The organism is Bacillus sp. EA-CB0995 (assembly GCF_055814245.1).
Genome location: NZ_CP169269.1, coordinates 4,062,501 through 4,075,350, shown reverse-complemented (window position 1 = coordinate 4,075,350; position 12,850 = coordinate 4,062,501). Strand labels below are relative to the sequence as shown.

At 36.0% G+C, this 12,850-nt stretch carries 11 protein-coding genes, 1 rRNA gene and 1 pseudogene (1 of these 13 running past the window's edge); 9 read left to right on the top strand and 4 right to left on the bottom strand.

Annotated features, from left to right (window positions below; translation table 11 throughout):
* Window positions 1–6 precede the first annotated feature (6 nt).
* Window positions 7–147, top strand: coding sequence for a hypothetical protein (locus tag ACEWFJ_RS21000; protein ID WP_473689796.1), 141 nt, complete (start codon window positions 7–9; stop codon window positions 145–147).
* A gap of 18 nt (window positions 148–165) precedes the next feature.
* Here ACEWFJ_RS21000 and ACEWFJ_RS20995 read toward each other — a convergent pair whose 3' ends face one another.
* From ACEWFJ_RS20995 to ACEWFJ_RS20985, 3 genes are read right to left on the bottom strand one after another with little or no spacing between them, the layout of a single operon-like run.
* A complete protein-coding gene (locus ACEWFJ_RS20995; RefSeq protein ID WP_473689795.1) occupies window positions 166–1,566 on the bottom strand; it encodes a nucleoside recognition domain-containing protein in 1,401 nt (466 codons plus the stop codon).
* The gene (locus ACEWFJ_RS20990) at window positions 1,544–2,266 is read right to left on the bottom strand and encodes a FeoB small GTPase domain-containing protein (protein WP_473689794.1); all 723 of its coding nucleotides are present in this window, start codon (window positions 2,264–2,266) and stop codon (window positions 1,544–1,546) included. Before ACEWFJ_RS20990 ends, ACEWFJ_RS20995 begins: the two co-directional genes overlap by 23 nt.
* Window positions 2,263–2,520, bottom strand: coding sequence for a FeoA family protein (locus ACEWFJ_RS20985; protein WP_098309088.1), 258 nt, complete (start codon window positions 2,518–2,520; stop codon window positions 2,263–2,265). Before ACEWFJ_RS20985 ends, ACEWFJ_RS20990 begins: the two co-directional genes overlap by 4 nt.
* 668 nt (window positions 2,521–3,188) lie before the next feature.
* Between ACEWFJ_RS20985 and ACEWFJ_RS20980 the strand changes: the two genes are divergently transcribed.
* From ACEWFJ_RS20980 to arsC, 7 genes are all read left to right on the top strand, one after another.
* On the top strand, window positions 3,189–4,088 hold the full coding sequence (locus tag ACEWFJ_RS20980; protein WP_473689793.1) for a phosphate ABC transporter substrate-binding protein PstS family protein: 900 nt from the start codon (window positions 3,189–3,191) through the stop codon (window positions 4,086–4,088).
* A gap of 69 nt (window positions 4,089–4,157) precedes the next feature.
* On the top strand, window positions 4,158–5,042 hold the full coding sequence (pstC, locus tag ACEWFJ_RS20975; protein ID WP_473692627.1) for a phosphate ABC transporter permease subunit PstC: 885 nt from the start codon (window positions 4,158–4,160) through the stop codon (window positions 5,040–5,042).
* A gap of 2 nt (window positions 5,043–5,044) precedes the next feature.
* The gene (pstA, locus tag ACEWFJ_RS20970) at window positions 5,045–5,962 is read left to right on the top strand and encodes a phosphate ABC transporter permease PstA (RefSeq protein ID WP_253628628.1); all 918 of its coding nucleotides are present in this window, start codon (window positions 5,045–5,047) and stop codon (window positions 5,960–5,962) included.
* Window positions 5,963–6,305: 343 nt separating this feature from the next.
* Window positions 6,306–6,611, top strand: coding sequence for an arsenical resistance operon transcriptional regulator ArsR (gene arsR / locus ACEWFJ_RS20965; protein ID WP_098309092.1), 306 nt, complete (start codon window positions 6,306–6,308; stop codon window positions 6,609–6,611).
* 65 nt (window positions 6,612–6,676) lie between these two features.
* Window positions 6,677–7,078 (top strand): ArsI/CadI family heavy metal resistance metalloenzyme, encoded by a 402-nt coding sequence (locus ACEWFJ_RS20960; RefSeq protein WP_098309093.1) that lies wholly within the window; start codon window positions 6,677–6,679, stop codon window positions 7,076–7,078.
* A 17-nt stretch (window positions 7,079–7,095) separates the two neighbouring features.
* A complete protein-coding gene (gene arsB / locus ACEWFJ_RS20955; RefSeq protein ID WP_473689792.1) occupies window positions 7,096–8,136 on the top strand; it encodes an ACR3 family arsenite efflux transporter in 1,041 nt (346 codons plus the stop codon).
* Between the two features lie 26 nt (window positions 8,137–8,162).
* Entirely contained in the window at window positions 8,163–8,567 is a 405-nt protein-coding gene (gene arsC / locus ACEWFJ_RS20950; RefSeq protein WP_473689791.1) for an arsenate reductase (thioredoxin), read from the top strand.
* Window positions 8,568–8,750: 183 nt separating this feature from the next.
* On the opposite strand, the pseudogene ACEWFJ_RS20945 reads toward arsC, so the two are convergent.
* Window positions 8,751–11,792: pseudogene (locus ACEWFJ_RS20945) on the bottom strand (efflux RND transporter permease subunit).
* Between the two features lie 396 nt (window positions 11,793–12,188).
* On the opposite strand from ACEWFJ_RS20945, the gene ACEWFJ_RS20940 reads away from it, so the two are divergent.
* Window positions 12,189–12,850: ribosomal RNA gene (locus tag ACEWFJ_RS20940) — 16S ribosomal RNA — on the top strand (it continues 890 nt past the right edge of the window).

The following is a 12,850-nucleotide window of genomic DNA, read 5'->3' as shown; positions in this document are numbered from 1 at the left end:
GGCATAATGTTTACAACTTTAGGGATTATATGTACGATTTTAATGGCAGCTCTTCCATATACTGCTTATTTCATTCATAAAAAAATACAAGAATACGGTGCACAACCTTGGCAAAAACAAATGCAGCAAAAAAAGAAACCCGAGTAATACGTTGGGTTTCTTTTTTTATATAAGTCCTAACCAATGTACCAATTGTGCCGTAAAGAATGTAACAACAATGGCAATTACAGTAGGGATGGCAAATGAAAGAAATGTCCATTTTGCACTTTTTGTTTCTTTATATATATTAACTAGTGTTGTTCCACATGGGAAATGAAGAAGGGAGAACAACATCATGTTTAATGCAGTTAGCCAAGTCCAACCGTGATCAAGAAACAGTTGTTTAATTTGTGTTAAATTGTCTAAGTCTGTTAATGAACCTGTTGATAAATAAGCCATTAATAAAATTGGAACAACAATTTCGTTTGCAGGTAAGCCGAGAATAAATGCTGCTAAAATGTATCCGTCAAGGCCAAGTAATTTTGCAAACGGATCTAAAAAATTTACGATATACATAAGAAGACTTGTGTCTCCAATAAATAGATTTGCTAATACCCATGTTAATACTGCAGCGGGTGCTGCAACGATAACGGCACGTTTCAGAACGTATATTGATTTATCAAGCGTTGCACGTACGATTGTATCCCAAATTTTTGGTTTTCTATAAGGTGGTAATTCTAACGTATAGTGAGTTGGAACACCTTTTAAAGCTGTTTTTGAGAGTGCCCATGATACGGTTAAAGTTACGATAATGCCAATTACAACCATGCCGACAACAACTCCGGCTGTTACAAGGGTTTGCATACCACCTGTATATCCAGCGGCCATAAATAAAGATGCTAATAAAATTAGCGTTGGCCATCGACCGTTACAAGGAACAAAGTTATTTGTTAAGATTGCGAGCATACGTTCACGAGGTGATTCGATAATACGTGTTGACATAATTGCAGCTGCGTTACATCCAAATCCCATTGCCATTGTTAAAGATTGCTTCCCGTGTGCCCCGGCACGTTTAAAGAGACGGTCCATGTTAAAAGCAACGCGTGGTAAGTAACCATAGTTTTCTAATAAAGCAAACATTGGGAAGAAAATAGCCATCGGTGGCAACATAACACTAATAACAGCTCCTGTTCCGCGGAATAAACCGAGAATAAGGATGCCATGTAACCATTCCGGGGCATGCATCGCTTGGAACCAAGCGGTTAAATAACCTTCTGCCCATCCGAAAAATTCAGCGATCATATCAGAAGGAACGTTAGCTCCGGCAATTGTAAGATAAAAAATAACAGATAAAATAGCGAGCATAATAGGGAAACCGAATATAGGAGAAGTGAATATTTTATCGAGCTTCTCTGAACGGTATAATTTATTTTTATCTGTGTATTGAACCGAATTCTTACAAATATTAGCTGAAGCACGGTAGATATCAACGACAATTTCATCGCGAATGTCTTCTTTAACAAGTGCTTGCGCGCGCTGCACGATATAGTCTAATGGAAGAGCTTTACTGGTTGAATGAGATTCCATTGATTACAACCTCCCTTACAAGTGGTTCTTCATGATGTTTTTGAAGAGATTCTAAGAAGTTCTTATCTCCATCTAGAATGCGAAGTGCAATCCAACGTGCAGGATAGGAATCTCCAAAAACTTTATAGACTTGTGGTTCGAGTTCTTGAATCATCTGTTCTATTTTTTCGTTATAAGTAATTTGAAAAGGAGTACAAATTACTTTTCTATTAGCTACTTTTTCAATCATATTTAACAACTGACCGAGTCCAATTTTATTACGTGCAGAAATTTTCACAACAGGAACTCCAAGCGATTTTGCTAATTTTTTCTCATCGATTATAATTCCTTTCTTTTCTGCTTCGTCAATCAAGTTAACACAAATGACAACTTCTTTTGTCATTTCCATAACTTGCAAGGCTAAGTTCAAGTTTCTTTCCATTGCAGTAGCATCTACAACAACAACTGTTACATCTGGTTTTTCAAAGATAATGTAATCACGTGCAACTTCTTCATCGGCAGAGTTTGAGTATAAGGAATATGTTCCTGGTAAATCGATTACGGTGTAGAGGCTTCCGTTATGTTCATATTCGCCTTCAGCTTTTAATACCGTTTTCCCTGTCCAGTTTCCAGTATGTTGTTTTAATCCAGTTAATGTATTAAATAATGTACTTTTTCCGGTGTTCGGATTTCCTGCTAATGCAATACGATGCTTATTCATTTCGGATCATCTCCTATCAATGTCCCTGTTATTCGTGAACTTTCTTCATTTCGAAGGGCGATTGTCGTATTACTTACTTGATATGCAATGGGATCGCCAAGTGGACTTTTCTGTAACACTTTAATCGTTGCACCAGGAATAAATCCTAAATCAAGCAGGCGGCGTTTCATGGTTCCTTCTAATTGAACTTTTTCAATTTGTACAAGTTGACCTGTTTTAAAAGTAGAGAGTGGTTGGGTTTTAACCGATACCATAAGAGTTACCTCACTTCTATTTTTTTAGTACGAGTTCAAAATGTTTCCTTAGGGAAACATTTTGTTAATAATATACTAGGTTATATTGAGCGTTGTTGTCAATTACTACTTTAAAAATATTCAGGTATTTTTTGAATGGTTCCTATAACATCTTAAAAAAGTAGTTCCAAAGGCGTTTGCCGATGGAATAGAGGGGTTGTGCCATCAGGCAGCTGTGTCAACTCCACTCGTGTTAAGCATCTCTTGAAGGTGATACACGAGAAACCCTCACTTCAAGATCCAAAGGAGATAAGTGGCGGGAGTTTTCATATGGCTAACTTGCATGTTATTCCATGTTTTGTTGTGGATGTTGGTGTCTTAACAAGGGGAAGTAGAGCTTTTGGAAAAAACATCTTAACAAAAGTGTAAAAGCGAGGATAAGAATTTACAATCAATTTACATTCTTAAAATTAAATTTACAATACGTTCTGTTTCTTAAGGTTTTTTACTTGTTTTATGTTAAAAACAATGAATATATAAGGATTTTTCTATGAATCCCCTGTCTTTACTTAAAATTAAAAAACGCTTAACACTGACATAATATTATTATCCTACAATGAATTTGTACTACGAGATATGCACATAATAATGTAGAAATGAAAAGTGATAATCAAATGGGGGTACAAGACATGGTTATGAAAAAAGGCTTTAAATTTTCGTTAGCAGCATTAGTAGTTGCAGGTGCTTTAGTAGGTTGTGGGAAAACAGACACAACAAAGACGGAAACTGCTAAAGGTGGTAACGAAACGAAGCAAGAATTATCCGGTACAATTACAGCAGCTGGTTCTACGGCGCTTCAACCACTTGCAGAAGAAGCTGCTAAAGAATTTATGGGAACAAATTCAAAAGTGTCAATTACAGTTCAAGGTGGCGGTAGTGGAACTGGAATTAACCAAGTAGCTTCTGGCGCTGTTCAAGTTGGTAACTCTGATGTTCCTGCTGCAGATAAAATAAAAGAAGCTGACAAAGCAAAAGAATTAGTAGATAACAAAGTTGCAGGTATCGGATTTGCATTAGTTGTAAATAAAGATGTAAATGTTGATAACTTAACAGTAAAACAAGTACAAGATATTTTCTCTGGTAAAGTTACAAACTGGAAAGAAGTTGGCGGAAAAGACGAAAAGATTAATGTAATTAATCGTCCAGCGGCTTCTGGTACACGTGCTACATTTGAAAAAACAGTTATGAAAGACGCGAAAATTAACGATGCTACAGGTACAACACAAGATTCAAATGGTGCAGTAGAGCAAGCAATCAACTCTACACCAGGATCTATTAGTTATTTAGCTAACTCTTACATGGTTGGTGACAAAAAAGGTACTTTAAAAACAATGAAAATTGATGGTGTAGAACCAACAACTGAAAATATTTCTTCTGGTAAATATCCGTTTTGGTCTTATGAATACATGATCACAAAAGGTGAAGCAAAAGACGCAACAAAAGGTTACATTGATTATGTAAAAGGTAAAGACTTCGAGAAGAAAGTAGAAGAAATGGGTTACATCCCAATGTCTAAATTAAAGCAATAATATAAAACGGGCTGGCTATTTAGCCAGTCTTGTTCATTTCAATATGGGAAGTAAGGTTGTGGTCTTGTGATGAAGGGGAAAAAACAAATTAACTACGTAAAAAGTGAATATATTGGAAGAACACTTGTGACGCTTTGTGGTTTATTAATTGTTGCTGTTACATTAGCTATTATCGCATTCATTTGTGCAAAAGGAATTCAATCATTTACGCAAAGCAATATCTCAATTTCAGAAATATTCACATCAACAAAATGGGCTCCGAATGATGGAAGTTTTGGAGCTGTTATTTTCATAGTTGGATCTACTGCTGTATCTCTCGGTGCAGTAATTATTAGTGCGCCGATTGCAATTGCACTAGCAGTGTTTATGAATTTAATTTCACCAAAGTTTGGAAACAAAGTACTAAAGCCGGTTTTAGAATTATTAGTAGGGATTCCGTCTGTTGTATATGGTTTACTAGGGGTTACCATTTTAATTCCGCTTTTACGTGATTCTTTTGGTGGTGTAGGATTTAGTTTAATTGCAGGTATTGTTGTATTAAGTATTATGATTTTGCCAACGATTGCAAGTATTGCTTCCGATGCAATTCGTGCAGTTCCTTTTGAATATTTAGAAGCCTCTTATGGTTTAGGATCGACGAAATGGCAAGCGATTAGCCGCGTCATTGTTCCGGCGGCGAAACAGGGTATTTTAACAGGGGTTGTTCTTGGAATAGCTCGTGCTTTTGGTGAAGCATTAGCAGTTCAGATGGTAATTGGTAATACAATAAAATTACCAGAAGGACTATATAGCCCAACTTCAACTTTAACAGGTATTTTGACAATGGATATGACAAATACGTTAAATGGGACAGCTTGGAATAATGCGCTATGGACATTAGCGATGATATTACTTCTTATTTCCTTCTTATTTATCTTAGTAATTCGAGCGATTGGCCAAAGAGGTGAAAGATAACGATGAATGCTAGAACAGTTAATAGTATATGGACAGGGATTTTATATGCGGTTGCAGTGTTAGTAGTCGCTTTACTTGGTTTTCTTGTATACGAAATTTTACGACAAGGTTGGGGATTTTGGGATCCAAATTTTTTATTTGGAGAACCAAGTAATACAACAGCAGGAGGAGGGATTGGTCCTCAATTATTTAATTCCTTCTATATGCTTGTTATTACATTAATTATTTCAATTCCTTTAGGTCTTGGTGCGGGAATTTATCTTGCGGAATATGCAAAGCAAGGTCGATTTTTAAATTTTGTTCGTCTATGTATCGAAACAATGGCATCTTTACCTTCTATTGTAGTTGGTTTATTTGGATTACTTGTGTTTGTTACGATGGCAGGTTGGGGTTATACTGCCATGGGCGGGGCGTTAGCTTTAACGATTTTAAATTTACCAAGTTTAACGCGCGTTTGTGAAAATGCAATTACAGAAATTCCATCTAATGTGAAAGAAGCAAGTCTTGGATTAGGTGCAACAAAGTGGCAAACAATTGTTAGAATTATTCTTCCATCGGCATTACCACAAATTATTACAGGTGTAATTTTAGCGGCTGGACGTATTTTTGGTGAAGCGGCAGCACTAATTTATACAGCGGGATTAACGTCACCAATTTTAAATGCAGCAGCAGATCTTTCAAGTCCTGCTAATCCGTTGAACCCATTTCGACCAGCAGAAACATTAGCAGTGCATATTTGGAAGTTAAATTCTGAGGGAATTGTTCCTGATGCGAAGCTAATTGCAGCAAAATCAGCAGCAGTATTAATTATTATGGTATTACTATTTAATATTCTTGCTCGCTTTATAGCATCTGTACTGCATAAACGCTTTACTGGCACGAAAAAATCTCGTAAAAGTAATAAAGTAAAAGCAGCATAACTTCTTGTATCCTATATAGAATAAAGAGGGTGTCCTCTAAAAGTTCGATAAAATCGACCTTTTGAGGATGCTCTTTTTGTTTATACACAATGAAGAGATAGAGAGTGAAAAAAAGTGTCCGATCTATCTTTTTTATAAAAACGTTTTCAAATCAAACCCCCAACATATTAGACATATATAATGTGTTGGGGACTGTCTTATTATATAAATATGTTCCATTTTGGAGAACTAAAGATTTCTTAATTGAATTGATCAAAAAAATTTGATTTAACTGTTGTATTGAACAAAAAGTCTCGCGTATAATAAAAATATCAAACAAAATTGATGAACGAGGTTGGATGATATGAATAAACAATTTGAACAATATGAGAAGAAATTTAAAGCCCTTGCAGATCAAAAAAGATTAGAAATTATGTATGAACTTTGTCAAAGGGGAAGAACTTGTGTATGTGATTTAACAGAAGTATTTGGGATGACACAATCTAAATTATCTTATCACTTGAAAATTTTATTAGATGCAAATTTAATAATCAAAGAAACGCAAGGTACTTGGAGTTACTACGATTTAAATGATACTGAAGTAAATAATCTATTATCAGAAGAACTTTGTTGTATATTTAGAAAAACAGGAAAAGGAACTTGTTGCTAATTTTTTTAAACTATACATCAATTTTTTTTGATTAATATTATGTAAAATCAAAGGAGGAATTTATGATGAAATACGTACATGTTGGGATTAATGTTACAAATCTAGAAAAATCTATTGAATTCTATGAAAAAGTATTTGGAGTAAAACCAGTTAAAGTAAAGAATGATTATGCAAAATTCTTATTGGAAACTCCAGGATTAAATTTCACCTTAAATGTAATAGATAATGTGAATGGAAATCAAGTTAATCACTTTGGATTCCAATTAGAAAATGAAGAAGAAATAAAGGGCCATAAGGACCGTTTAGAAAAAGAAGGTTTTTTCGCACGAGACGAGATAAATACAACATGTTGCTATGCCGTACAAGATAAATTTTGGATAACTGACCCAGACGGTAACGAATGGGAATTCTTCTATACAAGGGCGGACAGCGACGTTCATAAGATAGAATCTACATCTTGCTGTTAATCTGAAAGGAGAACTTTATGAAGCGACTATCATTTTTAGATCGATACTTAACCATTTGGATTTTTCTTGCTATGGCTATAGGAATCGGTATAGGAATACTATTTCCACAAATCACAAGTAACTTAAACCTATTACAAGTGGGTACAACATCTATTCCACTTGCAATAGGTTTAATTTTGATGATGTATCCTCCTTTAGCGAAGGTTCGTTATGAAGAGATGGGGAGAGTTTTTAAAGATGGAAAAGTATTAGTTTTATCACTTGTTCAAAACTGGATCGTTGGTCCTGTTCTGATGTTTGCTTTAGCGGTAATATTTTTACCAGATAAGCCAGAATATATGGTGGGCTTAATTATGATTGGTTTAGCCCGTTGTATCGCTATGGTCATTGTTTGGAATGACCTAGCAAAAGGTGATATAGAGTATGCGGCAGGATTAGTTGCTTTTAACTCTGTTTTTCAAATGTTATTTTTCTCAGTGTATGCGTATGTATTTGTAACAGTAATTCCAGAATGGTTGGGAATTGAAGGTGCTATTGTAGATATTACAATGGGGGAGGTTGCAAAATCGGTATTTATTTACTTAGGAATTCCATTCATCAGTGGGATATTAACGCGCTTAATCTTTGTAAAAACAAAAGGACGTATTTGGTATGAAAAAGTATTCATTCCAAAGATTAGCCCGATTACATTAATCGCATTATTATTTACAATCATTGTGATGTTCTCATTAAAAGGAGAAGTCATTGTGAGTGTACCACTTGATGTTGTACGTATTGCGATCCCGTTACTTATTTATTTTGTATTAATGTTCTTTGTTTCTTTCTTTATGGGCAAAAAAATTGGGGCAAGTTACGGAGTAACAACTACATTAGCATTTACAGCTGGAAGTAACAACTTTGAATTAGCAATTGCTGTAGCTGTAGGTGTATTTGGAATTCAGTCCGGCGCAGCATTTGCAGCGGTTATCGGGCCTTTAGTCGAAGTTCCCGTTATGATTGCTCTTGTAAATGTAGCACTGTGGTTTCAACGTAAATACTTTCAAACACAACCCAAATAACTATTCATAAAAAAGGTGGAATTCATATGGAAAGCAAAAAAACAATTTACTTCTTATGTACAGGAAACTCTTGCCGTAGTCAGATGGCTGAAGCTTGGGGTAAAAAATATTTAGGTGACAAATGGACTGTACTCTCTGCCGGTATTGAGGCACATGGAGTAAATCCTAATGCAGTTAAAGCGATGAAAGAAGTAGGCATCGATATTACTGACCAAACATCTGATGTCATTGATCCAGCAATTTTAGATAAAGCTGACTTTGTAGTAACTCTTTGTGGTCATGCGAATGATGTGTGTCCAACTACACCTTCACATGTAAAACGAGTTCATTGGGGATTTGACGATCCAGCAGGAAAAGAATGGTCTGAGTTTCAACGAGTGCGTAATGAAATTGGAGAGCGCATTCAACAATTTGCAGCAAAAGGAGAATAATTCTTTCAATAAGAGGTACCGTCAACACTTTGAGCATCTGCTCTAGTTTGTTGACAGTATCTCTCTCTTTCTTAAAACAGTTTAAGCACTTGTAATAAAGTTGTATCCAGAAGTCTGAATGCGGCTGTTGTATTTTATCCCGTATTAACGGGCAGTAAGACCCCCACTGATGGAAATTTCACTTTATGAGTTTGGAATATCCGTATAAGAATCATGTTGTTTTTTGCGATGCTTCCTACTACCAATTCGATCTAGTAATTCGTACATAACAGGTACAACAACCAGCGTTAGTAATGTAGAAACTAATAAACCGCCAATTACTACAACAGCTAAGCTTTTGGATACCATGCTTCCAGCTTGTGTATCACCGAATAGTAGAGGAAGCATTGCGAAGATTGTTGTAATAGCTGTCATGATAATTGGGCGTAGTCTTATTGAGCCAGCTTCTAATAGTGCTTCTCTTGTTGGCATTCCTTTTTCGCGATTTTGTTGTACACGTTCTATTAATACAATTGCATTTGTCACAACGATTCCGATTAGCATTAAGGCACCGATAAGAGAGTTTAAATCGACAGGTGTTTGTGAAATAATTAAACCTAAAATACCGCCAACAGCAGCTAATGGAAGAGAGAATAAAATTGCAAACGGTGCACGTGCTTGCCCGAAAGTAATAACCATAATTAAGTAAACGACACCAATTGCAATTCCCATAATTTTAAATAAATCAGTGAAACTTTCTTGCATCGATTCTGTTGCTCCGGCAATGTTAACTTTCGCTCCATCAGGTAATTTTAAATTTGTAATAGTTGTATTTACGTCTTTACTTACTTTACTTAAATCGTCATCTTTTGCTTCTGCTGTAACTTGAATTGTTTCTTTTCCTTCCTTATGGAATATTTCTGTTTGTATTTGTTTTTCAGAAATGGTTGCAACATCTTTTAATGCAATCAAACCAGTAACTGGAGACAAAATATTTGAGTCTAAAATCGCATCTTTATTATGGATGTCTGTTTTTTGATGTTCTAGTACAATAGTTGTTTTTTCATTATCGAGTGAAATTTGGCCAATTGGTGATTTTTTCATTAAAAATGCAACTTGTTGTGCGATGACTTCAGGAGTTAATCCCGCTTTCTCTGCTTTTGTTTGATCGACGTTGATGATCCATTCTTTTTCTCTTCTTCCACATTTGTTTTTACTTTTGAAAGACTATCTAAGCCTTTTAATTTTGTGGTAACAAGATCGGCAGTTTTCTTTAAATCTTCACTATTGTTGGCCGTAACGTTAAATTGTAAAGTATTCCCGCCACCGAAATTTGAAAAACTCACTTTTATATAATCAAACGTTGCTGGTTGAAATTGATTCTGCTCTTTTTTTAGTTTGTTAATGTATGCGTCAAGGTCAATTCCTTTTTTAAATCCTACATATATACTTGCAAGATTGTTTTTCGTCGTTTGCCCCCACTGCGCATCTTCTGAAGCAGATCCCATTCGTAATGTAACGTCTTGTACCTGTGTATCTGCAAGTAATTTCTTTTCTAATTCGAAAGCTTGTTGTTTTCCTTTTTCTAAATCGTAATTAGCAGGGAATGTCATATTGATAGAAAGCATTGTGTTATCGTCAGATTTAATATTCGCTTTTGGAAGTACAATGTAAGCTACAATTGAACCGACAAACAATAAGAAAGAAGTAAGTAAAATGATAAATTTATGTGATAACGACCATTTTAAAATGGCTGTATAACGTTTTGTTCCTTTTCGCTCTTCGTGTCTTGTTTTCTTTAACAGTAGAAAAGCCATGAGCGGAACAACTGTTAAGGCCACTACTAGAGAGGAAAGAATTGAATATACAACTGCCAACACCATAGGCAACATAAATTCACCGATTCCGCCTGCTACAAAGCCAATTGGTAAAAAAACAGCGACGGTCGTTAAAGTGGAAGACGTAATTGCGATTGCAACTTCTTTCGTAGCATCAATAATAACGTCTTTTGAGAAAGAATCTTTTTGTAAACGACGGAAAATGTTTTCGATTACAACGATGCTATCATCGACAAGGCGTCCGACAGCAACTGCTAATCCACCTAATGTTAAAATATTTAAAGTGATATGAGATTGATCAAGTAAAAGAGTGTGAGAAGTATGGATAAAGGGATACTGACAATAGCGATTAAAGTAGTACGAATGTTACGTAAGAAAATTAAAATGATGAATGTAGCAGCGATAGCACCAAGAATAACTTCTTTAGCCATGCTTGTAACAGCGTTTTCGACTTGTTCGTGCGTTGACATAAGTGTTTTTATAGTGAAAGTGTTTTTATATTGTTTGCTCATATTATGAACTTTTTCTCGATTTCTTTTCCAATTGTAACTGCATTTTTGCTCGGTTCCTTCATAACGACTAATACGGCACCATCTTCTCCATTAATATGAGAAATTGCATCATGATGTTGTTTTAGCTCAATTTTTGCAATATCACTTAGTTTTACTTCTGGTGTGAGTGTAATGTTTTTTATGTCTTCAATATTTTTTATTTCTCCAATTACACGAAGTAGATGATTTTCATTATTTATAGATATTTGTCCAGCGGGTATAGAAACTTCTTTTCCTTGAAGGGCAGATACAATTTGTGATGTTATGATGTTTTTATCTTTCATTTTAATGGGATCTAATATAATAGATAATTCAGCTGTTGATTTCCCGTAAAACATAACATTGGAAACACCATCGATATTTTCAAGTTGCGGGATAATTTCTTTTTCAATTTGTTTTTCATCAGCTTGTGTAAAACCGTTTTTCTTTTGAACTGTAATTTGTGCGAGTGGAATCATAGAAGTGTTTAGTTGGCTGACAACAGGTTTCATTGCGTCTTTTGGAAGTGGTATTCCGTTTGTGAGTTTTTCAACTTCACGTGTTGCATCTTTCATGTTTGCTTCTGAGGTGTACGTAATATCAATCCGTGATAAACCTTCACTTGTTGACGATGTAATGGTATCGACGTGTGAAAGGTTTCGAAATTGTTTCTCGAGAGGTTCTGTTACTTCTTTTGTCATTGTTTCAGCATCTAGTCCCTCGGATAAGGTGGTGATTGTTATTACTGGATTATCGATACTTGGTAAAAACTCCATCGGTAACTTAGAGCCGGAATAAATACCTAATACAGAGATGAGAAAAACCATGATGATAATAGCGGCCCTATTTTTTAATGAAAACTTCGTCAATCTTTCCATAAATAAATTCCTCCATAATAGGGTTTGATGGTTTACTGTTTTACTATATAACAAATGACAGGGAAGTAGAGTTAAAAATATGTAAAAATTTTCTAAAAAAATCTTAAGTAAGGGATTCACTTTGTGGTTAGTTAACGAGTTAACAGTAGGTATACAAAAAACTTTATATTTTTTAAAAAGTACTTGCGCTTTAAAAATACAGATGATATATTAATAAACGTCGCTGCTGCACTGCAGCAGAAAGCGAAAAAAGAAAAATAAAAAAATGTTGACATCGAATAACTGAGATGTTAACATAGGGAAGTCGCTAATTGAGCGGCGGACAAGTTCTTTGAAAACTGAACGAAACAAACAACGTGAAACGTCAATTTTTATTTATGATGCTAGACAAACACTTTATTGGAGAGTTTGATCCTGGCTCAGGATGAACGCTGGCGGCGTGCCTAATACATGCAAGTCGAGCGAACCAATTAAGAGCTTGCTCTTAAGAAGTTAGCGGCGGACGGGTGAGTAACACGTAGGTAACCTGCCTATAAGACTGGGATAACTCCGGGAAACCGGGGCTAATACCGGATAACATTTTGCACCGCATGGTGCGAAATTGAAAGGCGGCTTCGGCTGTCACTTATAGATGGACCTGCGGCGCATTGGCTAGTTGGTGAGGTAACGGCTCACCAAGGCGACGATGCGTAGCCGACCTGAGAGGGTGATCGGCCACACTGGGACTGAGACACGGCCCAGACTCCTACGGGAGGCAGCAGTAGGGAATCTTCCGCAATGGACGAAAGTCTGACGGAGCAACGCCGCGTGAGCGATGAAGGCCTTCGGGTCGTAAAGCTCTGTTGTTAGGGAAGAACAAGTGCTAGTTGAATAAGCTGGCACCTTGACGGTACCTAACCAGAAAGCCACGGCTAACTACGTGCCAGCAGCCGCGGTAATACGTAGGTGGCAAGCGTTATCCGGAATTATTGGGCGTAAAGCGCGCGCAGGTGGTTTCTTAAGTCTGATGTGAAAGCCCACGGCTCAACCGTGGAGGGTCATTGGAAACTGGGAGACTT